The 24,986-nt window shown below is 72.7% G+C and carries 20 protein-coding genes; 9 read left to right on the forward strand and 11 right to left on the reverse strand.

Annotated features, from left to right (window positions below; genetic code table 11):
• Positions 1–22: 22 nt before the first annotated feature.
• A complete protein-coding gene (locus AABA78_RS23045) occupies positions 23–787 on the forward strand; it encodes a glucose 1-dehydrogenase (RefSeq protein WP_171415693.1) in 765 nt (254 codons plus the stop codon).
• Between the two features lie 33 nt (positions 788–820).
• On the opposite strand, the gene AABA78_RS23050 is transcribed toward AABA78_RS23045, so the two are convergent.
• On the reverse strand, positions 821–3,370 hold the full coding sequence (locus tag AABA78_RS23050; RefSeq protein ID WP_338265795.1) for a hypothetical protein: 2,550 nt from the start codon (positions 3,368–3,370) through the stop codon (positions 821–823).
• A gap of 194 nt (positions 3,371–3,564) precedes the next feature.
• On the opposite strand from AABA78_RS23050, the gene AABA78_RS23055 reads away from it, so the two are divergent.
• The 3 genes from AABA78_RS23055 to AABA78_RS23065 all read left to right on the forward strand — a co-directional run bounded on the left by AABA78_RS23055 (position 3,565) and on the right by AABA78_RS23065 (position 5,246).
• Positions 3,565–4,092, forward strand: coding sequence for a YkgJ family cysteine cluster protein (locus AABA78_RS23055; protein WP_338265796.1), 528 nt, complete (start codon positions 3,565–3,567; stop codon positions 4,090–4,092).
• Between the two features lie 211 nt (positions 4,093–4,303).
• The gene (locus tag AABA78_RS23060; RefSeq protein ID WP_338265798.1) at positions 4,304–4,684 is read left to right on the forward strand and encodes a hypothetical protein; all 381 of its coding nucleotides are present in this window, start codon (positions 4,304–4,306) and stop codon (positions 4,682–4,684) included.
• A 28-nt stretch (positions 4,685–4,712) separates the two neighbouring features.
• On the forward strand, positions 4,713–5,246 hold the full coding sequence (locus AABA78_RS23065) for a hypothetical protein (RefSeq protein ID WP_338265801.1): 534 nt from the start codon (positions 4,713–4,715) through the stop codon (positions 5,244–5,246).
• A gap of 42 nt (positions 5,247–5,288) precedes the next feature.
• Here the strand turns inward: AABA78_RS23065 and AABA78_RS23070 are convergent, their stop codons facing one another.
• Genes AABA78_RS23070 through AABA78_RS23080 form a run of 3 tightly spaced genes read right to left on the reverse strand, consistent with a single transcriptional unit; the run spans position 5,289 to position 8,664 of the window.
• Positions 5,289–6,416: a BMP family lipoprotein gene (locus AABA78_RS23070; protein ID WP_338265803.1), complete on the reverse strand. Its 1,128-nt coding sequence runs from the start codon at positions 6,414–6,416 to the stop codon at positions 5,289–5,291.
• A gap of 48 nt (positions 6,417–6,464) precedes the next feature.
• A complete protein-coding gene (locus AABA78_RS23075; protein ID WP_338265806.1) occupies positions 6,465–7,601 on the reverse strand; it encodes a phosphatidylserine decarboxylase in 1,137 nt (378 codons plus the stop codon).
• A gap of 10 nt (positions 7,602–7,611) precedes the next feature.
• Positions 7,612–8,664, reverse strand: coding sequence for a ligand-gated ion channel (locus AABA78_RS23080; RefSeq protein WP_338265808.1), 1,053 nt, complete (start codon positions 8,662–8,664; stop codon positions 7,612–7,614).
• A gap of 199 nt (positions 8,665–8,863) precedes the next feature.
• Between AABA78_RS23080 and AABA78_RS23085 the strand changes: the two genes are divergently transcribed.
• Together AABA78_RS23085 and AABA78_RS23090 are read left to right on the forward strand one after the other, a co-directional pair.
• Positions 8,864–10,540 (forward strand): amidase, encoded by a 1,677-nt coding sequence (locus AABA78_RS23085; protein WP_338265810.1) that lies wholly within the window; start codon positions 8,864–8,866, stop codon positions 10,538–10,540.
• 106 nt (positions 10,541–10,646) lie between these two features.
• Positions 10,647–11,714: a hypothetical protein gene (locus AABA78_RS23090; protein WP_338265811.1), complete on the forward strand. Its 1,068-nt coding sequence runs from the start codon at positions 10,647–10,649 to the stop codon at positions 11,712–11,714.
• A gap of 10 nt (positions 11,715–11,724) precedes the next feature.
• Here AABA78_RS23090 and AABA78_RS23095 read toward each other — a convergent pair whose 3' ends face one another.
• The 3 genes from AABA78_RS23095 to AABA78_RS23105 all read right to left on the reverse strand — a co-directional run bounded on the left by AABA78_RS23095 (position 11,725) and on the right by AABA78_RS23105 (position 13,260).
• Complete coding sequence (locus AABA78_RS23095) at positions 11,725–12,135, reverse strand: SET domain-containing protein (RefSeq protein WP_338265813.1); 411 nt, start codon at positions 12,133–12,135, stop codon at positions 11,725–11,727.
• 54 nt (positions 12,136–12,189) lie between these two features.
• A complete protein-coding gene (locus tag AABA78_RS23100) occupies positions 12,190–12,591 on the reverse strand; it encodes a hypothetical protein (protein WP_171415707.1) in 402 nt (133 codons plus the stop codon).
• A 135-nt stretch (positions 12,592–12,726) separates the two neighbouring features.
• Complete coding sequence (locus tag AABA78_RS23105; protein WP_338265814.1) at positions 12,727–13,260, reverse strand: nuclear transport factor 2 family protein; 534 nt, start codon at positions 13,258–13,260, stop codon at positions 12,727–12,729.
• Positions 13,261–13,348: 88 nt separating this feature from the next.
• On the opposite strand from AABA78_RS23105, the gene AABA78_RS23110 reads away from it, so the two are divergent.
• The 3 genes from AABA78_RS23110 to AABA78_RS23120 are packed head-to-tail and all read left to right on the forward strand — an operon-like array spanning position 13,349 to position 15,751.
• Positions 13,349–14,128, forward strand: a complete 780-nt coding sequence (locus AABA78_RS23110) for an alpha/beta fold hydrolase (protein ID WP_338265816.1) — start codon at positions 13,349–13,351, stop codon at positions 14,126–14,128.
• A complete protein-coding gene (locus tag AABA78_RS23115; protein WP_338265817.1) occupies positions 14,128–14,922 on the forward strand; it encodes a ZIP family metal transporter in 795 nt (264 codons plus the stop codon). Before AABA78_RS23110 ends, AABA78_RS23115 begins: the two co-directional genes overlap by 1 nt.
• Before the next feature lie 28 nt (positions 14,923–14,950).
• Positions 14,951–15,751 carry an SDR family oxidoreductase gene (locus AABA78_RS23120; RefSeq protein ID WP_338265819.1) on the forward strand — a complete coding sequence of 267 codons (801 nt, stop codon included), beginning with the start codon at positions 14,951–14,953 and terminating at the stop codon, positions 15,749–15,751.
• Positions 15,752–15,753: 2 nt separating this feature from the next.
• Here the strand turns inward: AABA78_RS23120 and AABA78_RS23125 are convergent, their stop codons facing one another.
• From AABA78_RS23125 to AABA78_RS23140, 4 genes are all read right to left on the reverse strand, one after another.
• Complete coding sequence (locus AABA78_RS23125) at positions 15,754–18,087, reverse strand: hypothetical protein (protein ID WP_338265820.1); 2,334 nt, start codon at positions 18,085–18,087, stop codon at positions 15,754–15,756.
• 84 nt (positions 18,088–18,171) lie between these two features.
• Entirely contained in the window at positions 18,172–19,209 is a 1,038-nt protein-coding gene (locus tag AABA78_RS23130) for a trypsin-like peptidase domain-containing protein (RefSeq protein WP_338265823.1), read from the reverse strand.
• Between the two features lie 209 nt (positions 19,210–19,418).
• On the reverse strand, positions 19,419–21,791 hold the full coding sequence (locus AABA78_RS23135) for an alpha-2-macroglobulin family protein (RefSeq protein ID WP_338265824.1): 2,373 nt from the start codon (positions 21,789–21,791) through the stop codon (positions 19,419–19,421).
• Positions 21,788–24,898 carry an MG2 domain-containing protein gene (locus AABA78_RS23140; RefSeq protein ID WP_338265826.1) on the reverse strand — a complete coding sequence of 1,037 codons (3,111 nt, stop codon included), beginning with the start codon at positions 24,896–24,898 and terminating at the stop codon, positions 21,788–21,790. Before AABA78_RS23140 ends, AABA78_RS23135 begins: the two co-directional genes overlap by 4 nt.
• Between the last annotated feature and the right edge of the window lie 88 nt (positions 24,899–24,986).

The raw sequence follows: 24,986 nt of genomic DNA on the forward strand, positions 1-24,986 counted from the left end.
CTCACATGAAGGAACGACGACCATGAAGCGAGTCGAAGGCAAGGTGGCCCTGGTGACCGGCGGCGCGGGGGGCCTGGGCGCCGCGTCCGCGAGGATGCTCGCGCGCGAGGGCGCGAAGGTGGTGGTCACCGACCGGCGCGAGGCCGAAGCCCGCGCGGTGGCGGAGGAGCTGGGCGACGCCGGGCTGTTCGTCCCGCTGGACGTCACCCGCGAGGACCAGTGGGTGAGCGCGCTGGCGCGCACGGTGGAGAAGTTCGGGCGGCTGGACGTGCTCGTGAACAACGCGGGCATGGGCATCGTGAAGGACATCGAGGAGATGTCCCTGGACGAGTGGAAGCTCGTGCACTCCGTCAACCTGGACGGCGTCTTCCTGGGCTGCAAGCACGGCATCCGCGTGATGCGGGAGTCCAGGTCCCAGGGCTCCATCATCAACATCTCCTCCATCGCGGGGCTGGTGGGCGTGCCGCAGTTCCCCGCGTACTGCTCCAGCAAGGCCGGCGTGCGCATGCTGTCCAAGTCCGTGGCGCTGCACTGCGCGTACAAGGGCTACGGCATCCGCTGCAACTCCATCCACCCGGGCTACGTGGAGACGGCCATGGTGGAGGCGCTGGCCCAGGCCGGCGGTCAGGCGGACAAGACGCGCGCGCGCATGCTCAAGGGCATCCCCGCGGGCCGCTTCGGCGAGCCGGACGACGTGGCCAACGCCGTGGTGTACCTGGCGTCGGACGAGTCCAAGCTGATGACCGGCGCGGAGATGGTCCTCGACGGCGGCGCCACCGCGCAGTAGCGCGTCAGGCCCACACGGCGGCGCCCGGGGACTTCATTCCCAGGGCGCCCCGAGCAGCTCCCCGAAGCGCATCCCCAGCTCCAGGCGGCCCACCATCGCCTGACCCCAGGCGTTGGCCTGCGCGGCCCAGGTGGCGGGCGTGAGCCCCAGGGTTTCGAAGAGCTTCATCACGTCCCCGCCCCGCTGCATCGCCTTGATCATCCGCGCGTAGTCCACGAGCGTGGGGAAGGCCGTCTCCGGGAAGACCACCTCGCGGTCCACGGGCTTGAGCGGCACGCGGGGCTGGAGCGTGGACAACAGCAGCTGGGCCTGCACGCGGGCCGTCAGCTCCTGTTGCTCGCGCTCCACGGCCTGCTGGGCCGCGCGCGCTTCGGCGTCGCGGCGGGCGGCCTCGGCGCGGCGTTCCTGGTCACGGCGGCGGGACTCGGCCACCTGGCGGTCGATTTCGCGCTGGCGCTCGCGCTCCTGGTTCTCGCGCCTGCGCTCGCGGCGCTCCCGCATCATCCGCAGCGCGCCGTGCGTGTCGTCCAGGAAGTCGCGGTGGATGTTCGACTCCTCCGGCGGGGACGGCGTGGCGAGCACGCGCTTCTCGAAGGCGGGCAGCCACGCCTCGAAGTGGTCCAGCTCCGCGTCCAGCGCCGGGAGGACGGCCTCGTCGCGGGACTCCAGCCCGTTGCGCAGCGCCATGGCGCCCTTCGACACTGAGAGGGACGCGGTGCGCGGGCGCGTGCCCACCAACTCCTCCGCCGCGTCCCAGAGGGCGCGCAGCCGCCGTGGTAGCGCGTCCACCGGCGCGTCGTCCAGCAACCGCCGCGTCTGCTCATAGAGCCCCTCCGGATCCACGCGCCACCAGGACTGGAAGCGCGCGAGGACGTCCGGCTCCACCTCGCACTGGTTCTCCCAGAGGCGGTCGCGCCAGCCGGCGAAGGCGGTGAGCAGGTCGCCTCGCTCCGCGGGATGGGATTGGAAGCGCCGCCAGACGGCTTCGACGAGCACCTCACGGCCGGACAGGGAGCTCCAGGAGCGAACCACGCGCGACAGCGGAGCCACCAGCAGGTGCTGGCCCGGTCCCTCCCAGACGGCCATCAACAGCCGGCCCGCGTGCCCCGGGTCGGGGTGCTTCTCCTCGTGCCGGTGGTCAGGCACCAGGCCCAGGTTCCGCGCCCGCGAGGGAAACATGATCAACGCTTCCAGCAGGGTCTCGCCGCTGGACGTGTCGCGGGCCCAGTCGTTCAGCCGCCGCTGTTCGTCCACGCCCGAGTGGTGGAGGAAGCGCGCGAACGCGGAGTCACCGAAGCACGCGGTGCGGTCCTTCGCCGCGCCCCGGTCGAGGGCGTGCACGGTCTCCTCCAGGAAGGCCCACATCGCCTCGGCCTCCTCCTCTTCCGGGGCCTCGGGGTCGTTGTGGGGAGGCGTGGCGGCCCACTCGAAGAAGTCCAGCGCTGTCTGGGCGGGCAGGTCGCGAAGGACCGAGCGCGCCCAGCGGGCCCATTGCTGTTGGCCCTCCAGGCCCCACGCACGGAAGGGGCGCTGCTTCGCGAAGGACAACAGCTCGCCCGCGAGCGAGCCCACCGTGCGCAGGGACACGGTGAGCAGTGCGTCCAGGGCGCCCTCGGGAAGGGGCGAGGGGAGCTCGCGAAGGACCTCCTTCGCGAAGGCCGCGTCGCCGTCCTGCCGCAACCGCGCGAGCAGCCGGCGTGAGCCCCACTGGCTCAGGATGCGCCGCGCGAAGCGGGCGGTGCTGGCGTCAGCGGAGTCCAGCGCCTGGAAGACCTCCATCTCGTCGTGAAGGCACAGGGCGCACTCGAAGCGGACGTCGGCGTCATTGCCATACAGACCCCGGTGGAGCGCGGCGGAGACCCCCTCCGGCGTCACCTCCCGCGACACCCGCGACCAGGCGACGGCGGCGCACGAGGACAGCTCCGGCACGTCGAGCACGCCCAGGGCGAGAATGCGGATCCGCTCGCGCTCCTCGGGGCTCAGCCGCGGCGGAAGGCCGTTGCGCCAGCGCGTCATCGCGAGCATGGCCTCCACCGCCACGCGGCCCTCGCCGTGCAGCAGCTGGTTGCTCACGGCGAAGCGGGCCTCCCGCGCCCCGGTGCCCTGGTGCACGCAGGCGAGCGCGGCCAGGAGGCGCAGGGTCGGATCCGGGGCCTTGTCCGCCAGCCACTCCAGCGAATCCGGCATGGGGCTGAAGGGCGCGAGCATCTCCTCCAGGGCCGACTCCTCGATGGGCAGTATCAGCGCCCAGGCGTCCTCCAGCTCCCGCGCGAAGCCGCGCTGCACGAGGTGGGACTCGATGCGCCGGGCGTCCTGGGCCAGGTACAGCACCGCGCCCCACTGCCGTGCGTAGCGCGCCTCCAGCACGGCCACCTGCGAGGGCTCCAGCGCGGCGGTGCGGGCCGCCAGGGCGAAGCGGTCCACGCCGGACTTCGACAACGCGCGCGCGGAGCCATAGCGCTCCGGCGCAATGGCACCACAGAGGCAGTGCGGGCACGCGGCGTCAGGAGGGATGAAGCGGATGCACCCGGGGCAGCGAACCTCCGCGCCCTGGCGCACGCCGCTGTCGAGCAGGGCGGACATGCCCCGTGTCTACCCCGGCCCGGGGGCTTCGCGCATCCCGGGTCAAGGCAACCGCCGGGCGTGCCCATGCCATCCGGATGTCTTTTCAGGGAGACACCTGGGCGCATTGGACGGGGAGAGCGCGCTCGTGACGGACGGTGGGACGGGCATTGGCTTCGACGCGGGTGCCAGGAGGGCGGTAGAAACAGGCCCCGATGAGTACGCCAGACGAAGCGCGTCGCGCGCTGGAGGCCGTGTACCAGCGCGTGGAGGCGCGCGCGGCCGACATCTCCGGCACCCATGACTGGTGGCCCTGCCGCCGTGGCTGTGACCACTGCTGCCGCCACCTGGCCGCGCCGCTCCCGCTCACCGAGCTGGAGTGGCGCTACCTGGAGGAAGGGCTCCAGCGGCTCCCAGCGGAGGCACGCGAGGAGATTCGCACCCGGGTCGAAGCCCTGGCCCGGCAGGAGACCCGCCCGTACACCTGCCCGCTGCTCGACCGTGAGACAGGAGCCTGCCGCGTCTACGCACACCGGCCGCTGGTGTGCCGCGCGTATGGCTTCGCCGCCGCGCGCGACGGCGGCCTCTTCTGCCACTTCATCCTGGAGCTGGTGGAGAAGCACGGCGACGCGGACATCGTCTGGGCCAACCAGGACGCACTGGAGGACGCAGTGGCTGGGCTGAGCGGCTCCACACGTCCACTCCCCGAGTGGTTCGCGCGGAGCCAGCGCCAGGAGCCGTGAGCCTCCGGATGCGCAATCACATCCATGGCCTGCTCACCACGAAGCCGCTGGAGCGTGTGTTCGAAAAGCTCGTTACCCACGCGGCCACGGGTTTCACGCTCCCGGAATACATCTGAAGCCATGGAACCCCTGCGCTTGATGACATAGAACGCCGGGCCCCTGGCCACGCAGGGTGTGTCCAGGGGCCATTCATCCAGCAACGGGAGTCGACATGAAGAAGACGGGAATGATGTGGGGGTTGTGTGTCGCGATGGGTCTGTCCACCATCGGCTTCGCCGGTGAGAGGTTCAGCGCTTCGGTCTTCATCAACACCACGACCCGCGCATTCAGCGGGAACCTGGGGACGGCCCGCAACGGCTCGGACTTCGTGTCGTACCTGTGGTGTGCTTCCACCGGCTCAGGGGTCGGCTGGTGCCACGCGAAGGATGCCTCCGGCGTCACCGCGAGCTGCGTGACCACCGACGCGGGGATGCTCGAGACGATCCGCTCGCTGAACTCGGATTCGAACCTGCAGGTCCTCTACGACAACACGGGGCTCTGCACGTACATCTACGTCGCCACCGGCTCCCACTTCGAGACCAAGGGCCCCTGAGCGTCCCGCGTTGAAGGCAACCCGCGCCATGACTCCACTCAGCCGCACGCTCGTCGTGCTCAACCTGATGTTCTTCGGCGCGGGGCTTGCCCTCTTCGTGCAGGGTCAGCGCGCGTCCTCCAGCGCCCGGGAGGTCGAAGCCCGGTTGGAGCGGATGGAGGGGCGCATCAATCAGTTGCTCGCGCAGCGCCAGGGTCCCGCCGTGGCGTTGTCCGGTGCGCCCTCCCCGGCGCCCGCGCTGCCCGCGGACCTGGACGTCCGCGTCGAGCAGGCAGTCACCCGCGCGTTGCAGGCCCACGCCTCCAGCGCCGCGCCCCGGGACACTCCCGCGCCGAGGGAGCCCCCCGCGCCGAACGCGCGGAACGCCGAAGCCTGGGCCCGCGGCAACGAGGTGGTGGACCGGGCGCTCTCCGACCGCCGGTGGGGTGAGGCGCAGGCGCGCGAGCTGGCGGCGTCCGTGCCCCTGCTCACGCAACAGCAGCAACTGGACCTCCTGCGCCGGCTCAGCGTGGCCATCAACGAGGGCCAGCTGAAGGTGGAGACGCGCGGCCCGCTCTTCTGAACGGAAGCGGTGCGGCGATGCGGTGAGAGCCCCGCCCCGCGTTCAGGGAGCGGGCTGCGTGGGCACCTTCAGCTCCCCGGAGATGATGCGGGCCCGGAGCGCGTCCACCGTGCGCAGCGCCTCCGCCTTGCCGGGGAAGTCCAGCCGCACGGGCGCCAGCCCCACGCCTCCCTCCTTCAAGCCGAGCGAGACGTTCCCGCCCTGGAGGCGCCCCTGGCGCTGCTCGCGGATGGCCTCGTACACGACCAGGTCCACGTGCTTCACGACGGCGGACAGCACCGCCTGCGGCGCCAGGTGGGACGGGTCGGAGTCCACGCCAATGACATACACGGCCTTGCCCGCCTCGCGCGCCTCCTTCACCGCCTGGATGGCGCCCAGGCCGTCCACGCCGGCCGCCGCGAAGACGACGTCCGTGTCCTTGAGCAGCAGGTCCTGCCCCACCTGCTTGCCCAGGGCGAAGTCCGTGAAGCTGCCGGTGTAGGTGACCACCACCTTGGCGCTCGGGTTCGTCGCGGCCACGCCGGCCCGGAAGCCCGCCTCGTAGCGCTGCACCAGGGGAATCCTCATCCCGCCTACCATGCCCACCCGGCCCGTCTTCGTGGCCAGTCCGGCCAGGGCGCCCGCGAGGAAGCAGCCCTCCTCCTCGCGGAACACCACCGTGCGCACGTTGGGCAGCGTGATGACGCGCCCCTGCGCGTCCAGCAGCGGGCTGTCCACCAGCAGGAAGGGCAGTGACGGGTTGCGCCGGGCCACCGCCTCCACGGCGTTCTCCAGCATGAAGCCCACGCCCATCGCCATGGACACGTGCTGATCCGCGAGCAACTGGAGGTTCGGCTCGTAGTCCTCCGCCACGCGGCTCTGGAGGACCACCGGCGTGATGCCCAGCGGGGTCAGCTCCTGCGCGCGCGAGGCCAGGTCGGGCCCCAGCGAGGCCTGCCGCTCGGAGAGGGAGGCCTCCTGGTAGCCGGCCTTCTCGTACTTCTTCCCCGCGGCCCACAGCTCCAGCCCGCGCAGGGCGGAGTCGTTGAAGGCCTGGTCGCCCCGGCCTCCCAATCCCAGCACCAGTCCGATGGTGGGCGTGGGAGGCGCGGCGGGCGCCTCCTTCTTGCAGCCGGTGGAGGCCGCCAGCAGACACAGGACGAAGGAGACGATTCGGCGGTGCGGGCTCATCACACCGCCAAATGTATCACGCCCCCCGGGCTGCTTCCGGGCCGGGGCTCAGGGGAAGGCCTGGCCAATCCAGCTGCCCTGGTTGTAGTGCACGTTGGGCTGGGCCATCAGCCCGACGCTGCTCGCGGCCTCGAACAGCACGACGATGTCCGAGCCACCGAACTGGAAGTAGGCGAACTCCTCGCCCTTGTGCAGCTTCTTGCCGACCTCCGCGGTCATCACCACGGAGGACACCTGCGCCATGCCGATGGGCAGCACCGCCACCAGGCCCGTGGGCGTGTCCAGCACCAGCAGGCCGCGCGCCTGCGCGAACTGGTAGCCCGTGCCGTCCTCCGCATCCATCCGGCGCGCCGCGTGGAGCCGGTGCGTCCCGTCCGCGTCCCGCGCCGCCACGACGTCCAGGTACACCTGCCCGTGAATCACGCGCGACTCCAGCACCCGGCCGGGCAGCGGCACATGCAGGCGGTGGTAGTCCGTCGTGTTGAGGAAGCTGTGCATGAAGACGCCACCCCGGAACCGCTCGCGGTAGGGGCTGCCCTCCAGCAGCTCCATGACGGACCAGGTGAGGTTCTTCACCGTGATGGTGGACTTCTCGTTGATCTGCCACCAGCCCACGAAGGTGGAGTCCGCCGGAGAGACAATCACCCGGTCATCCCCGATGGACGCGATGGGCCGCATGCCCGGCTTGTAGTTGCGGGCGAAGAACTGGTTGAAGGTCTTCCAGCCGCTGGGGGCCTGCATGTACTCGGACATGTTGTAGGCCGGGGCGTCATAGAACGTGCGCAGCGACTCCGGCGTGAGCGACTCCGGCGTGTCCAGGAAGCGCCCCCACGCGTCGGCGTACGCCACCATCCACCGGGAGAGCTCCGTCAGCTCCGGCGCCCGCTGGCTCGGGACGATGTGGTTCTGGAGCTCGCGCACCGGCTTCTGGTCCAGGAAGAAGTAGAACTCGCAGATGTGATTGTAGATGTGCCGGCCGTTGGACGTTTCGGAGGGCACCCACTCCAGCAGGCCGCTCATCCACTGGAGGTAGCCGTCCAGGTTCTCGATGTGGCGGATGGCGGGGATGTCGTAGCGCCGGGCGTCCTGGATGGCCTGGGTGAAGCGGCCCTCCCAACCGTTCCGGGCGATGAGCTGCTTCAACTCCTGGACGACGGGCTGCAAGGGCTTGTCATGGGGGTGCATGGGCTCTCCTTCAGGAATACAGCGCGTAGACCGACGCCCCCGCCAGGAGCAGCGCGGGAGGAATGGAATACAGACAGACGCGGTCCAGGGTCCGGGTGAACCGCAGGCCGCGGGCCTCGTGCTCCGTGCCCTGGGTGCGCTTGAGCACCTGGTGCACGCAGAGGCTCTCCGCCACGATGAGGAACAGCACCGCCTGGCCCCCGAACATGAAGTAGTCCATCACGCACAGGTAGGCGATGCGCGGCAGCACGGTGCAGGCGATGTAGTTGTGCGCGATGACCGCCAGCAGCGCGGTGATGCAGATGCCGCTGCGCTCCCCCAGGCTCTCCGGGTCCAGGAAGAACACGACGCAGGGGGCCAGCACGAGCAGCAGCAGGACCAGGATGAGCTTGAAGACGTAGTACTGGGGACGCCGCTCGACGTGGAGGGTGATGTTGAAGCGCGAGTAGCCGACGTCGTCGAAGAAGGTGTAGCGGTGCGTCTCGGTCCCGACGCGGACGCCGTGGAGCTCCCACTCCGACGGGCCGCTGGAGGCGAGCTCCAGGACGTCGTCGCCATGAAGCGGCGCGCTGCACTCCGCCAGCGACTCCGCCCCCTGGAGCGGCGCCCCCACGCGCTCATGGACCAGGACCAGCTCCTCCCGGGCGTGCTGGAAGTCCTCGATGAGGATGGGCAGGTCCTGTTCGTCGAAGGGGAACCTGCGCAGGTCCAGCTTGCTGGCGAGCGTGACCCGGTAGCGGTTCACCGTCTGCACGACGCCGGGCGCCACCAGCTGATAGCTGTCCTCTTCCAACTGCTTGGACACGCTCCTGGCGTTGATGATCTCCAGGTTCGGGCGCCACGCGGGAGGCGCGTCCAGGTTGCCGAGCGGCGCGTCGGCGAGCGTGGGGTCGTACCAGCGCAGCCGCATGTAGAAGTCCGCGTCGAAGGTCTCGTTGACGTCGTCCACGGTGCTCAAGCCGGACAGCGCGAAGCTCACGTAGACCTTGCGCGGCCCGGCCCCTGGCGGCGCCTCCACCGCGCCCGCCCGGGGGGACAGGAGCAGGCCCAGACAGAGCAACATTCCCCAGAGCCGGTGGGCTGCCTCCACCGACCCGCTGCGGCATGCGTGCATGCTCCCGGTGGGTGCATGCGATATGCCGCCTTCAGGACAGACCGCCTGCGCGGTCCCTCGCCCCTGCCTGCGCGGACGGCGGCCCGGGGGCGCGTTCCCGTGGGACGCGGGCTGCGTCCCCGCGCGACGCGGCGATACGCTGTCCGCCATGACCTACCAACGCGCCCCGGTGAAGGCTCCGCGACTCTCTGGCATGGCCCTCAAGGCCATGGTGAACACGCTGGAGCGGGGCGGCATGGGCCCGGCGCTGCTGGAGAAGTTGATGCGGGACAGCGGCATCGAGCAGTGGCGCGAGCTGTCCGCGGGCGACGCCCCGCCCATCCAGTACCCGCTGCCCCCGGGCGCTCCAGCCACTGAAACACAGACACCCGTGGAGCAGGCCGCGCGCGCCGCCGCCGCGTCGCCCGTGGAGTCGAAGCGGGAGACGGTGGCGGCGTTCGCTCGCGCCTACCGGGACGGGGGCACCGACCCGGTGGCCGTGACGAGGAAGGCCCACGAAGCCATTGAACGGCTGGACGGCGGCGCGGACCGCCTGGGCCTCTTCATCGCTCGCAAGCCGGAGGAGGTGCTGCGGGCGGCGGAGGCGTCCGCGGAGCGGCTGCGCGCGGGCGTGCCCTTGAGCGTGCTCGACGGCGTGCCGGTCGTCATCAAGGACGAGCTGGACCTGGCGGGCTTCCCCACGACGCTGGGCACCACGTTCCGCACCGAGCCGGCCCGGACCGACTCCACCGTCGCCGCGCGCCTCAAGGCCGCGGGCGCCGTCATCCTGGGCAAGGCCAACATGCATGAGATTGGCATCAACCCCATCGGGTTGAACCCGCACCACGGCGCCGCGCGCAACCCGTGGAACCGGGGCCACATCACCGGCGGCAGCTCCAGCGGCTCCGGCGCCGTGGTGGCGGCGGGCCTGTGTCCGGCGAGCATCGGCGCGGACGGCGGCGGCTCCATCCGCATCCCCGCCGCGCTGTGCGGACTCGTCGGGCTCAAGGCCACCTGGGGCCGCATCCCGGAGACGGGCGTGCCGCCGCTGTGCTGGAACGTGGCGCACGTGGGCCCCCTGGGCCTCACCGTCGATGACGTCGCGGCGGTGTATGCGATTGTCGCGGGGACGGACGGGCACGACGTCGCCTCCCGGCAGCAGCCCCCGCACCACCTGTCCGGCTACGAGGACGGGGCGCTGAAGGGCGTCCGGCTGGGCCTCTGCACGCCATACTTCGAGGACGCGGAGCCGGACGTGGTGGCGCGCTGCCGCGAGGCCGTACGCGCCCTCACCGACGCGGGCGCCACGGTGGTGGAGCTTCCCGCGCCGGACCTGAACACCATCCTCTGGACGCACAGCTGCATCATCCTGAGCGAGATGGCGGAGGCGATGCTGCCGCAGGTGAAGGCCCGCGCGTCGGTGTTCGGGCTCGACTCGCGCACCAACCTGGCGCTGGGGCGTCACTTCCGGGCCACGGACCTCATCCATGCGCTGCGGCACCGGCACCGGCTGACGCGCGAGCTGCTGTCGCTCATGGCCGGCGTGGACGTCATCGTCACGCCGACGACGGCCAGCACCGCCCCGGCCATCCCCGAAGCGGCGCTCCCGGCGGGCGAGTCCAACCTGCCGGTGGTGGACGCGCTGATGCGCTTCATCCGCCTGGCGAACCTCACCGGCTGCCCTGCCCTCTCCGTCCCCGCGGGCTTCGACCGCGCGGGCCTGCCCGTGGGCGTGCACCTCATGGGGCGACCCTACGAAGAGCACCTGCTGCTGCGCCTGGGGCGCGTGGTGGAGCGCGCGACGGAGCGCCGCACGCCGGGCATCCACGTCAACCTTCTGCCCTAAGGGGCACAACTCCTCCTCCCGGTTCCCGATAACCCTTCTCGAACCACGAACACGGAAGGCCCGGGACATGTCCATCGACGGAGTGGGAAGAGGCGGAGTCCGGCCAGTGACTCCGCAGCCGCCGGAGGGCCCCTCCGCGCCCGTCGCGAAGAACACGCTCGCGCGTCCGCTGGCGACGAAGGACGTCTTCGAGGCGAAGGGCGCGCAGTCCTCCAGCCCGGGCAACGCGAACCTCCCGCCCATCCAGTCCAACACGGGCACGGTCCAGGCCGGCACGGTGCGACTGGATGACGCGACGAAGGTGGCGCGCGGCGCGCTGAAGCTCGACGCGAGCGCCGACCCGAAGACGTACGACGGCATGTACCTGGGCTCGGACGGCTACGCCTATCCGCCGGAGAAGTTCTCCATTTCGGAGGTGCCGCCGTTCAAGCCGGAGAAGCCCATCGCGTCCCCGACGCCGACGACGTACCACGTCAACGGCATCCTCACGCAGCCGCAGGGCGACGGGAACGCCACGGGCGAGGCCCAGAAGCTGGCGAACGAGACGGGCACCAACGTGGTGCCCATCTACAACGCGACGGAGGGGCTGCCCGCGGACGTGGCGCAGACGGGCCTGGACCGGCTGGGCATGGGTGACAACAAGGCGGCCCAGACGCTCGCGGACGCCATCTACAACGACCTGAAGGCCGGCAAGAAGGTCAACGTCACGGGCTACAGCCAGGGCGGCGCCATCGTGTCGAGCGCGCTGCGCGAGGTGGACCACCGCATCAAGGACGACCTGGGCGGCTTCTGGGGCAACCTGCCTGTCCTGGGCGACGGCAACCGCGACAAGCGCGAGGCGATGCTCGGGAACATCAACGTCACGACCTTCGCGGGCGCGGGCAAGACGTTCCCGGACGGGCCGAAGTACAACTTCTACGTCAACAAGCAGGACCCCGTGCCGACGTGGCTGGGAACGCACGCGTTCAACCCGGTGACGGACATCGTGAGCGGCATCGTGTCCGGCCTCTTCCCCGGCATCGGCATCCTCAACGGCGGCCCGTCCACCCAGTACCCCAAGGGCGCGGCCATCCACACCTTCGACTCCCCCGGGGCGAACGGGGACGTCTTCGCGGTGGATGGCAAGCACGGCATCGACACGTACCTGGGCAACATCCAGGACGCGGTGCGCTGAGGGCCGCGGATCAGCGCGCGTCGAACCAGGTGATGCCGTAGTCCAGACACAGCTCCTCGCCGGGCTGGATGTCTCTCAGCGCCACGGCGGCGCCGGTGTCCGGCACCGGCCCGTCGATGAGCTCCACGTTGGGCGTCTTGGAGTGGTTGTAGAGCGCCAGCATGCCCCACGCGTACGCCTTCTCCCGGCCGGGCTCCGTGCCCCAGGTGAAGACGTGGTGGTGCGCCTGGCAGTCGCGGTGATCCACCGGCTTCAGGTCGCTCGCGGGGAAGCGGCTGATGGGCGCCCACTCCACCAGCGTCCCCTTCGGCAGGAACCGGCGCGCGAAGACGCCCCGTCCCTTTCCAGGAACGAGGCGCCATTCGACGTTGGGATGAAACTGGTTCTCGGAGATGAGGCGATCGAGTTCGGGATTGTTCATGGAGAGACCCTCCCGGAGGGAGGGTGCCTGCCCGAACTTAAGCACGTCCCTGAATCAAGGGGAGGCGGGCGCCTGCTCCACGTCCCGGACGCGGTTGGGACGGCGCTCGGGGACGGGGGCGATGCCGCCCAGCCACACCCAGTCCACGCCATTCCACAGCTGCTCACACCAGCGCAGCTCCGTGGCCAGCTCCCGCGCCTTGGCCCCGTGGGGGACGAGCGCCCAGCCCAGCCGGGACTGCTTGCACTCGCCGCTCTTGAACTTCAGCAACCGGCGGTGCGTCTGGGCCTCCGCCCGCTCCGCGTCCCAGAGCGCCTGGTTCTTCAGGCCATCGCCCTGGGCATCCACCCCGTTCCACTCACACCAGGCCAGCACGTCCTTCATTCGGACCAGCTTCGTTCCCCGGGAGAGTTCCGTCACGGCCGCGACGAGAAGGTCGGGGGTGATGACACGCATGGGTTGAGGCCTCCGGTACAGAGCGGCGAAGGACACCAACCTACAGCGTAGGAAATGGCGGAGGGCCTTATCTCCGCCATGCGTTTGTCATGGTTCTGTCATGACGTCCGGCCATGACGCAGGCGGGCAACGCGCTCAGGGCTTCTTCGCGGGCGGCTGCGCTGGGGCGGGCGGTGTGGCTGGCTTTGCCTTCGAGTACGTGGCGATGCGGTTCGTCACCTCGCCCATCAAGTCATTGGGGATGGGGACGGAGAGGTTGTACTGGGCAATCTTCCAGCCGGCCGCGTCCTTCACCAGCACGCCGCTGCCGCGCGCGGGGCCCAGGTTGGGCGTGTCCAGCGCCTCGTCGAACCAGGCCACCTGTCCATCCTTGGACAGGAACACGTTGCGGGACACCGACTTGAACGACCACGCCTTGCCCTTGGTGAAGAAGGGCTTCGCCCACGCGCGGAACTGATCCACGGTCCAGCGCTCCTGGCCGTCCGTGCCCATGAAGACCGCGTCCGGCGTGAAGAAGGAGAAGTAGCGCGGCTCGTTCGCGACGGCCGCCGCGCGGTGCCAGTCGTCCAGCACCGTGGCCACCGCCACCTTCGGATCGGCCGGGGCCTGGGCCGGCGCCGCGACGGGGTTGGCGCCAAGCGCCAGCAACAACCAGGAGACGGATGCCATCGGGTTCACCTCGACGCAAACGGGGTTCGCGGTATGAAGCGGCAGGCGTGCCTTCAGGTCAAGGCACGCGACACAAGGCGGTGGTGGCGTGGTGCTCGAAAGTTTCCAGGTGGGCACGGGCGACGTGCCCACGGTGATGCTGCACGGCTTCCTCGGGACGGGCCGCAACCTGCGCTCGCTGGCCGTCGCGTGGACCCAGGCCGACCCGCGCCGCCGCATCCTGCTGCCCGACCTCACCGGCCACGGCACCTCCCCCGCCCTGCCCCCGGACGCGGACCTGACCACGCTCGCGCGCGACGTGGTGGACACGCTCGACGCGCAGGGCTTCACCGGCGCGGTGGACTGGGTGGGCCACTCACTGGGCGGCCGCGTGTCACTGGCCGCGAGCCTGGAGGCCTCCGAGCGTGTGGGCAGCGTGGCGCTGCTCGACATCGCGCCCGGCCCCGTGCCGCTGGATTTGTCGGAGAGCGGCTACGTGCTCGACATCCTGCTGAAGGCCCCGCCGCGCGCCGACAGCCGCAAGGACCTGCGCGCGAACCTCACCGGCAACGGCCTGTCGGAGGCGCTGTCGGACTGGCTCCTCATGAACCTCGCGCCCGACGGCGAGGGCGTGCGCTGGCGCTTCGACCGCGACGCGCTCCACCGCCTCCACCGGCGCGTCAACGGCGAGGACCTGTGGCCCGCCGTGGAGCGCCCCGTCCACCCGCCCCTGCGCTGCATCCGTGGCGGTCGCAGCCGGTACGTGTCGGAAGAGAGCGCGCGGCGGATGGAGGCCGGCGGCTGCCCCGTGGCCCTCCTCCCGGACGCGGGCCATTTCGTGCACGTGGACGGTCCCCAGGCCGTGCTCGCGTGGCTGATGGCCCCCTGATGGACACGAACACCGTCCTGCTCGTCTTCATCGCCGTGGGGCTGGACGGTCTGGCCGGGCTCGCGGGCGGCGTGCTGTCCGAGCCCTGGCTGCAACGGCGGCTGCCCGCGCTCGTGGCCTTCGCCGCCGGCACGCTCTTGAGCACCGTGTTCCTGGAGGTCCTCCCGGAGGCGGTGGAGGCGCGGGGCCAGGCTGCCTTCACGTGGGCCTTCGCCAGCTTCGTCGCGCTGGCGCTGCTGGAGTGGGCGCTGGGCCATCACCACCACGACGCGGAGCTCGCCGCGGGGCACGCGCACGGCCACGTCCATCACACGCACCATCACGGGCACTCCGGCGCGCCCACGCTCCCCAGCGCGCTGCTCGCGTCGGATGCGCTGCACAACGTGGGCGACGGCGCGGCGGTCGCGGCGGCCTTCCTGGTGTCGCCGCAGGCGGGCTTCGCCACCGCGTTCGCGGTCATCGTCCACGAGCTGCCGCAGGAGGTGGGCGACTACGCGCTCCTGCGCGCCGCGGGCTGGTCTCGCGCCCGGTCGCTCGTCGCGCTGGCGGCGGTGCAGCTCACCGCGGCGGCGGGCGCGGCGGGCGTGCTGCTGGGCACCCGGTACCTGCCCTCGCTCCAGGGCACCGTGCTGGCCATCGCCGGAGGCTCGTTCCTCTACATCGGCGCGGTGGACCTGCTGCCGGAGCTGCGCCGGGGCCCGGACGCACGCCAGCGCGTGGTGGGCTTCTTCTGTGGGCTGCTCCTCATTGGCGGGCTGCACTTCGCGGAGGCCTTCTCCGGAGGCCATGGCTGAAGGGCCGCGCCCCTGAGAGGATGGGGCCATGCAAGCAAAGTCCGTGATTGTCACCGGCGCCTCCGCGGGCATCGGCGAGGCGCTGGCGGTGGCCCTGGCCGGCCGGGGCGCGAACGTGGTGCTGGCGGCGCGGGATGCCCAGGCGCTGGAGCGCGTGAAGGCGCGGTGCGAGGCCGCGGGCGGCAAGGCGCTGGCGGTGCCCACCGACGTGGGTGACCCGGACGCGTGCCGCCGGCTGGTGGAGCGCGCGGTGGAGGCGTTCGGCGGCGTGGACGTGCTCGTCAACAACGCGGGCATCACCATGCACTCGCGCTTCGAGGACGTGAAGGACCTGGGCCTCTACGAGCGCCTCATGCGCATCAACTACCTGGGCGCGGTGCACTGCACCTTCCACGCGCTGCCGTACATCAAGGCGCGCAAGGGCCTGCTCGTCGCCGTGTCGTCGCTGACGGGCAAGACGGGCGTACCCATGCGCACGGGCTACGCCGCCAGCAAGCACGCCATGCAGGGCTTCTTCGATTCGCTGCGCATCGAACTGTTGGGCACCGGCACCGACGTGCTCGTGGTGTCGCCGGGCTTCGTGGCCACGGACATCCGCGCGCACGCGCTGGGCCCGGAGGGCCGGCCCCTGGGCCAGAGCCCCCGCGACGAGGCGGGCCCCACCATGGACGTGGACACCTGCGTGGCGCTCATCCTGCGCGCCATGGAGCGCCGCGAGCGCGAGCTGGTGATGACGCTCACCGGCCGCGTGGGGCAGGTGCTCAAGCTGGTGGCGCCGGCGCTGGTGGACCGGCTGGCCGCGCGCGCCATCCGCGGCAAGAAGGCCTGAAGCTACTTCTCCAACTTCGACACCATGCCCCACAGGCCGTCGAAGGTGGCGTTGCCCACCTGGTGCAGGCCGAAGCCCCAGAGGAAGGCGGTCATCCACGCGCCGGAGCCGCCCCAGGTGGGCGCGAAGACGTCCAGCACCTGGAGCCCCAGCAGCACCGCGATGAAGGACATCATCCCCAGCACCGCCAGCTCCACCTTCCACAAGTCCCTGGAGCGCGGCAGGGGAATCCAATCCAGGCTCACCAGCACATCGGTGCTCGCCTTCGTGGACGCGGGCGGCAGGGGGGAGAGGTTCCCGCTGGCGGGTCCGCCGGGCAGCGGCGGCGGCGCGGGCGACGGCGCGGCGGGCTGCGAGAAGGGGTCCAGCGTCACGGCGGAGGGGACGCCTTCCAGGGCCAGCCGCCCGCCCATGGCGACCGGGGGCGGCAGGGGCGCGACGTGGCGCGCGAAGTCGTCGCGGGCGGCGCGGTACTCCGGCGCCGCGAGGTTCGCCTCGCCCTTGTCCAGGTGCGCTCGGGCCGCCACCAGCCGTGCGTCCACCTCCGTCCGCCAGGCCTCCTGCGCGGTCAGGTCGCCGCCGGCCTGCGCCTGGAGCTGCGTCATCGCCTCCTCCAGGTTGTCCACCAGCTCGCGCAGGTACAGCGCGTGCGCGGACTGGTAGTAGAGGAACGCCTCGTCCACGCTGGCGGACATGCGGGCCCGCGCCCGGGCCAGCTGTTCGCCCACGCGCAGGCGCAGCGCCGCCCACTCCTCCTGCGTGAAGCCGCCGGGCAGCGCCTTCGCGGTGAGGGCGTCCTCCAGGTCCGTCAGGAGGATTTCGAGGAACGCCTCGCGCGCGGTCTCCACCAGCCGGCGGGACGCCTCCAGGTCGGGGCCGGGCAGCTGCTGGCGCGCCCGCAGCACGTACAGGGGCAGCTCGCCCTGGAGCCGGCGACTCACCGGATCATCCCCGCGCTGGGAGGCCAGCGTCCGGGACTGCTGCTCCAGCTCCGTCAGCCGCGACTCCAGCACCGCGCGGGCCACCGCCTCCAGGTCGAGCGTCCGCATCAGCTGCGCCTGTTCGGAGAAGTCCGCGGCCGTGGCCTGATCATCCTGGAGCAGCGTCTCCACCGCCTTGAGCTTGCGCTCCGCGTCCAGCAGCGCCACCCCCTTGAGGCCCTCCAGCTGCCGCAGCAGCACCGACCAGAGGGAGAAGAGCTGGAGGCGCGCCTCGAAGAGGGCGAGCACGGAGTCCTGCACGACGAGCCCGCTCAGCGGCCGCTGGATGTCCGCGAGGAGCGCGTCCACCTGACGGCGCAGGGACGCGGCCACGGCGGCCTCGCGCTCCAGGGGACGGGCGGGCACCAGGGACTGGAGCTTCTGGCGCGCGGCCTCCGCGCGGCTGCGCAGGTTCACGCGCGGGCGCACGCGCTGCACGTAGAAGCGCACGGCCGCGGACGTCGCCACGCCCAGGAAGATGAGGAACGCGCCGAACATCGCGGGCGTCTTCACCCAGACGGTGAAGGCCTGCTCCACCGCCGCGCCCTCCGGCACCAGCAGCCGCACGGTGCCGGTGTATTCGCCGGACTCCGGCAGGTCGCCCACGTCCAGGCTCAGGAGGCCGGTCCCGTAGGCGGGCACCTGGAAGACGCCCTCCTTGCCCGGGCCCTGGGGCTGGCCATCCGGCCCCCGGAAGAACCACTTCGCGTCCTGCGCCTGCACGGGCGCCGCGCCATCCCCCGCGCCACCGGCCTTGCGGTCCAGCTGCACCACCGCCGCGGGCCCCACCGCGCCGCCCACGCCCGCAGTCTCCCGGAAGGTGAGACGCACCGTGGCCTTGCCGGAGAACGGCCCCAGCGTCCAGCCGCGCGCGGGCGCCACCGGATAGAACTGCACCGTGGGCGCCGACGCCACGCGCCGCACGGCGAGCGGGGTGACTTCGCGCGCGCCGTCCCCCAGGAGCACCACGCGGCCCTGGTAGTCACCGGGCGCGGGCAGGTCCGCGGACAGCGTCACCGTCACCGGCTGACCCACGGAGATGGGCACCCGGGCCGCGCCCTCCTCCGTCCCCACGCGCACCGTCACTGGCACCTGCGTGCCGTCCGCCGCGAGCAGCGGATCCACCAGCACCGTCACCCGCGTGGACTCCGCGCCCGCGTCGCGCGGTGAGTCCGGTGACGCGTCCGTGGACGTGGGCAGCAGGTCCACGCGCAGCACCGTCTCCAGGTGCGCGGTGGACGTGCGCAGGCGCACCTCGTTGTTGGAGGACAGACCCGCGAGGCCGAAGCGCGGCGCCGCGACCGCGAGCCCGGGCAGCAGGCAGAGCACGGTGAGGGCCAGGACCTTCGCGGCCATGAAGCGTCGAGCGGGAAGGCTCATGCGCGGGGACGATAGCAGTCCCCTCACCCGGCCCCGCATGTTCGACCGCGTGCGGCGCGTTCAGCCCCAGCCCAGGCGGCGCAGCACGCTGGAGGACAGGCTGGAGCGGATGGTGTCCAGGGGGATGCCCTCGTCGTCCTCGGCGGATTCGTGGCCGGGGCGCGGGTCTCCGCTGTGGTGCAGCGCCACCAGGTCCAGGTCCGGCGTGAAGCACGGCGAGCCGGACGAGCCCGGGTGCGTGTTGGTGCAGTACGTGACGCGCGTGTGCGACCGGTTGACCGCCTGGAACGTGTCCAGCGCCACCTGCATGGGCCGGCCCTTGGGATGCTGCACCACGAGCGCCAGCGCGCCGGGCTCGAACGCCGTGGGCGCGGACGGGGCCAGCGGGATGAAGCCTCGCGGCCGGTCCCCGAGCCGGTCCTCGCCGGGGGCGTCCTGGATCTGCAGGAAGGCGTAGTCCAGCTCCTCGCGCGTGGCCTCGCGCGGACGCGGGTGCATCAGGTCCGCCGGGCTGTGCGGACTCTGCGCCAGGCACGCCGTCACCGCGTACACGCGGCCGGGGTGCACCGCGATGCGGTCCGGCAGCACCTTCAGGTCGAAGCGCACGCGCAGCGCCTCCAGCAGCCGGTGCTCGATGACGTGCGAGTTCGTGAGCACCACGTCCGGCGCCACCAGGAAGCCCGTGCCCAGCGCACGGCCCCCCTCCAGTTCCACGCGGCACACGCGCCGCGACAGCGTGGTCAGCCGGTCCCGCCAGACCTCCGGCGTCAACGCCAGCCGGGACTGCTGGACGATGCGCGCCAGCGCGCTGCCAGACACGCTGCGTTGCACGGAGGACAGGTAGCTCTGGAGGAAGCGGCGGATGCGCGGGTGGCCCGGCGCCGCCGCGTGCGCGCCGCGCACCAGCACGTCCGTCCACCCCTCCGCCTCCGCGGTGCGCACGAGCGCCCGGGCCCGCGCCGCCCCCTCCCGCTCGACGGGGGGCACCAGGCTGCGGCCGCATTTCGCCTCGACCATCCGGTGGAGGTCCTCCACCGAGGCGAACGCGCCCAGGAGGGCGTGGGTCAGTTCCTCCTGTTCGGAGCCTTCAAGCTCCATCCGTTTCCTCTCGCGGCCGCGCGCTGTTCACACCTGCCGTGTGACTTGCAGTGTACGCATGCGGGCAGCGATTGCACCGGGCGTGGAGCGCCTGCCGGGCCGGGCCCCCGCCGCGCTTCCGGCGCGCATTCCACCCGCCCCCACGGCCAGACGGAAGGGGCCTGCACCGGCGCCGTGAGTTGGGAATGACCCCACGGCGCCAGCGGGTGTCAGCGCACCGCCCAGGTGGAGGGCGGCAGCGACGCGGTGATGTCCGGCCGGCCGGGCACGTCCAGGCGCGACGCGCCCGCCTGCAGCGTCCCGGCGAGCGTGGGGAGCACGCGGAACTCCACCTGCACCGGCGCACCCTGCTCCCGCGGGGCGAGGCTCAAGCTCAGCGCCCCGTCCTGCACGTCCCATCCGGTCACCTGTCCGGAGGACACCAGCGCGTCCAGGCTCGCGGGATCCACCTGCACGCCCGCGGGCAGGTCCTGCTGGAAGCGCAGCGGCAACGAGGACGGCGCGCCCACCTGGACGCGCACGCTCGTCAGCTGTCCCACGCGCGCCTCCTTCGGCCCCGTCACGGCCAGCTGCAGGCCGCCCTTCGCCTCGCCCTTCCACGGCACCGCCGCGGACAGCGCCAGGGAGAAGCCCAGCCCCGGCACCGCGGGCTCCGCGCGCACGGTCCACGCGTGCGTCCCCGCCGAGCCTGGCGCGGCGGCCTCCAGCGCCAGCACCTCGCGCAGCGCCTTCGTGTCGTAGGTGCCCTCGGTGACGACCTGTCCGTCGCGCGCCACCGTCACGCGCACCCGGGCGGGCAGCGGCGCCTTGAAGAGGGCCAGCGCCGCGCGCAGGCCCACGCGGTTCGCCTGCCCATCCCCCCAGCCCAGGCCCGGCGTGTAGTGCGCGAGCAGCCATGCGCCCAGGTCCGCGAGCGGCGCCTTCGCATCACCCTGGAGGGCGAGCACCGCCATCGCCGTGGCCTCCGCCTCCGAGGGCACCTGCCCGTCCGCGCGCACCGTGTCCGGCTCCACCGGCAGCCACGCGGTGCCGTCCGTGCCGGACTTCAGCGCCTCGCGCACGCGGGTGCGCAGGGTGTCCGCCACGCTGCCCTCCGCCGCGCCCTCCGCCAGCAGCACCGCCGCCGTGTAGCCGTCCTTCACCTGCGGCAGGTAGCGCTCGACGACGCCCGACGCGCGCACGGTGAAGGCCGCCGCGCGCTGCTTGCCCTCGGGGGTGCCCTGCGCCGCGCGCACCGTGCGGGCGCAGTCCGCCGTCGCCACCAGCAGGCGCTGGAGCGTCCAGCCCTCACCGCCCTGGCAGGTGCCGTCCGGCCGCTGCGCCTGGGCCACCTGCGCCACCAGCCGCTCGCCCAGCCGCGCGAGCACCGGGTTGTCCGGGTGGGCCAGCGCGCCCTCCGCGAGCCGCGTCGCCACGTCCACCGTCGGCGCCCGCGCCGCCCGCAGCACCCGCTGCGTCGACACCAGCGCCAGCGCCTTCAGCGCGGCCGGATCCGCCGTCTCGCCCAGCGCCTTCAGCAGCTCCGGCGCCTGACCCGCGAGCAGCAGCGCGTACGCGTCCCCGGCCACGTCCACCGGCCGGCGCTCCACCGCCGCCAGCTCCGCGCGCACCACGCCCAGCGCGCCCGGGTACACCTGCAAGCGCAGCCGTTCGCTGCCCGCCTGCGCGTCCGCGGGGCCCGTCAGGGACAGCGTGCGCGGCGCCGCCAGCGAACCGCCGCGCGTCTGGACCACGGGCTGCCCGGTGGCCCACACGTCGAAGTCGCGCACCACCGCGTCCGTGTCTCCCAGCGAGGCGCGCACCGTCACCGGCCCCGCGCCTCCGGCCTTCACCGTCACCAGCTCCACCACGCTGCCGCGAGCGGGCACCCGCACCGTGCGCGCGCCGGCCTCCACCTGCGCGCCCTTCACGTCCACCTTCAGCGCCGCCTCCACGGCCTTGTCGGTGGTGTTCACCACCTGCACCGGCAGTCGCACGGTGTCGCCCGCCCGCAGGAAGGGCGGCAGCACCGGATCCACGTACGTGGGCAGCGTGCCCGCGAAGGACGTCACCGCCCCCGCCTGCGCGCCAGAGCGCGAGTGCGCCAGCGCCAGCACCCGCCACTGCGTCAGCCGGTCCGGCACGCGCACCGGCACCGTCGCCTGGCCGTTCGCGTCCGTCACCACCAGGGGCTCGAAGAGGAACGTCTCCGGGAACCACGCGCGGGTGGGCGCGGCCGCCGCACCATCCTTGCCACCGACGGCGTCCCCCGGCGCATCCTCCATCTCCGGCTCCGGAGGTGCCGCCATTTCGGCGACGGGCGCCGCGGCCTTCGGGGGCTCGGCCCGGCCACCGCCTCCTCGCGACCCGCCTTCATCATCGTAGGAGTTCGCGGAGCCGAAGCTCTTCATCGCCTTGAACTGCATGGCTTTCGGCGGCGCCTTGCCGACGGCGATCTCGTCCGAGTCCCCCGCGAGCGCGGCGGCGGACTGCCCCATGGTGCGGCGGACCATGTCCCCCGCCACCAGCGCGAGCGTCATCCCGCCCAGCACGAACCCCACCCCGAGGCCCACGGCCCCGGACAACCACGAGCGCTGCTTCATGGCGCCTCCTGGGCGACCCACGCGCCCCAGTTCACGACGTCCTCCGGCAACCGCGTTCCATTCACCACCACCGCGCGCGGATCCGTCAGGGCCAGCAGGTCCTCCGGCAGCCGCGACAGCCGCAGCTTGCGGCCGAACGCATCCGTCACCTTCTGCCCGCGCTGCTCACAGGCGGCGAGCGACTCCGCCCACAGCCGCGCCAGCCCCGCCGGGTCCAACGTCTCCCCCGCGGGCGCGGTCTCCTCCCACTTGCGCGTGCGCGCGTGCAGCTCCGTCAGCACCGCGTAGAACGGCTCCGTCAGCTCCGCGTCCGGGGAGAAGGGGCTCGTGGCGTGAGCCGTCAGCGGCGTCTCCAGGTCCTCCCGCGCGGGCACCGCCGTCACGCGCAGCAGCGCCGCCGCGGCCGCGTTCGCGCCCCGGATGCGGCCCATGGCCAGGGCCTGACCGTCCAGCACGCCGAAGGCCGGCGTGGCCACCGACGGCGAAGGCCGCAGCCCGTCCAGCGCGTCCGCGCCCGGCAGCGGCGCCAGCTGGCCGAGCGTCTCATCCACGCCGAAGAGGCCCACCGCCGCCTCGCCGTCCCTGCCGTCCACGCGCGTGCGGACCTGGAGATGCGCCAGCTCTCCGGGCGCGTACGCGGGCTTGTCCGGCGACACCTCCACCGACAGCGCCGCGCGCGGCGCCACGTACACGCGCGCGGACGCGGGCACGCCCTCCACCTCCGCCCAGCCCTCGAAGTCCCCGGGCAGCGTGAAGCGCGCGGAGCGCGTGGCTGGATCCACCGCCTCCTTGAGCCGCGCCTGCCCCGCCACCAGCTCCAGCGTCCGGGGCAGCTCGCCCTCGAAGCCGGGACCGCGCAGCAGCTCCACCTTCACGGACTCGCCCGCCTTCGCCATCACCGGCGTCGCGCGCAGGCGCAGCGGCGGCAGGCGCGCGGGGCGCAGCACGAACTTCGTCTCGCCCATGTCCTGGCCGTCCCACTTCGCCCGGACCTTGAGCTCGTAGCCCAGGAACACCGTGGCCTGCGGCGGACGCGGAATGCCGTTGCCGCCATAAGTGGGCTGCGCGGTGAAGCGCACCACGCCCATGGCCTCCGCCGGCCGCCGGCCCGCCATCAGCTCCGCCTGCGTCGAGGCGGGAACGCGGATGCGGGCGAAGCGCTCCTTCACGCAGGTCAAGGCCGTCGCGGACAGCGCGTTCTCGCTCGCGGGCTCCTGCACCCAGGACAGCGCCAGCTCCGGCTTGTCCGCCCACCGCCGCCACGTCAGCGCGGCGGGCACGGCGACGACCCGGTCCAGCGTGGGAGGCAGGCACGCGCGCGCGTCCAGCGCGGCGGCCGTCAGCGCCTCGCTCACGCCCCGCTCGTCTCCGGAGGCGACCTCCGTGTTCCACCGCATCGAGGGCAGGCCCGGATCCATCACCTGGAAGCGCAGCTGGAGCATCCGCTCCCGGCCCGCCGGCAGTCCCTTCGCGCGCACCGCGGAGGCCATGCACGCGTCCAATCCCTCCTCCGCGCCGGCCACGTCCTGCACCTGCCCGGACGCGCCCACCCGCACCGCGAACTCCGCCATGGAGGCGCCGGAGGACGGCGCGACGAAGCGCGCGCAGGGATGCAGGACGGGCAGCAGCCGCTCCAGCGCGGCCTGGTCCTCGAGCGACGCCTGTCCCCCCTGCGCGCCCAGCAGGTCCCGCGACGACACGAGCGACACGGGCGGCGGACGCGGCTGCACGCGCACCGGCAGCGGCGGCACCACCACGTTCACCGCGGGGCCGGGGTCCAGTTGGAAGGCGGCCACGCCGTCCTCGTCCGCCACCGCGCTCACGCCCTTGTCGCGAGGGTCCCACGCGCGCGTCACCGTCACCTCCGCGCCCGGCAGCACCTGGCCGGACGCGGTGGTGGCGCGCAGGTAGACGCGGTTGCTGAAGCCCGCCACCAGCCCGTCCTCCAGCTCCGTCACGGAGGACACGGCCAGCGCGTCCTCGGACAGCAGGAGCGACACGGCGCCGCGCACCGGCTCACCCGTGGCGTCCTTCGCCTCCACGCTCGCGCTCAGCGTGGCCTGGCCGCGCAGGTCCTGGGGCACGCGCGGCAACGTCACGCGGAAGCGGCCGGAGGCGTCCGTGCGCGCCTTCGTCGGCAGCTCCCCGCGAAGCCACTCCGTCGGAGGCGGCCACGCGCCCGCGTGGCTCCACGCCAGCGTCACGTCCGTGTCCGCCAGCGGCGCGCCGGACGCGTACGACACCTGCCCCGTCACCTCCGGCGTGTCGTTGGCGCGCCAGAAGGGCCGGGGGCTCCTCGCCTCCAGCCGCAGGCGCGGCAGCGTGAAGGGCTCCACGGTGAAGGACTCGGAGCCGGACGCGCCGCCGCTCGTCCACGTTACCGTCCACGTGCCCGTGGGCGCGCCCCGGTCCAGCGGGAACTCCCCGGCCACCACGCCCCAGGGGCCCGCGGGCGCGCGCTCCTCCAGCACCACCTCGCCGGAGGGGTCCGTCACCTTCCACGTCCCCGGCCGTCCGTCGAGCGGCGACAGGTCCTTCGCGCGCAGGGCCACCGCGCGGAAGCGCACGCGGTGCCCGGGCTCGTAGAGGGGGCGGTCCGTCAGCACGCGCACCCGCGCGGGCGCGTACAGGGGCAGCGGCGCGTCCACCGTGTCGGTGCCCAGCGGCGTGGTGACGCGCGCGCGCAGCCGGTAGTCGCCGTCCGGAACCTGGGGCAGCGTCACCGGCGCGACCATGGGGCCGTCGCCGTCGCGCTCCCAGCGGCCCTTGGCGTCCAGCGGCAGCGGCGTCTCCTGGCCGGCCGCGTCCACCAGGAACAGCGTCGCGGTGCCCCGGCCCACGGAGGACGCGAACGCGCTGCCCTTCGCGTCGACGCCGTGCGCCTCCGCCCAGACGCTCACCTGGCTGGAGACGCCTCGCCCGAGGCCGCTGGCGGACACGCCCACCGTCTGGCGGAACTCGCCGTCCGGACACCAGGGCACGTCCACGCCCTGGAACATCCAGGCGGACAGACACCGCCCGGAGGCCACGAAGGCCAGGCCTCCCCCCAGAAGCAACAGCCCGAGCCCTCCGGCCACCCATCGCCGGCGCTGGATGCCACCTGTCATGCGTTTTCTCCCCGTCTGTCCACTGTACGCCGGAAAGCCGGGGGCCGGTCCCCGCCTCCCCCCGTTGACGTATCCGTGGGGTGGCTGG

Origin of the sequence: Corallococcus caeni, assembly GCF_036245865.1 — a bacterium.
Lineage (GTDB): Bacteria > Myxococcota > Myxococcia > Myxococcales > Myxococcaceae > Corallococcus > Corallococcus caeni.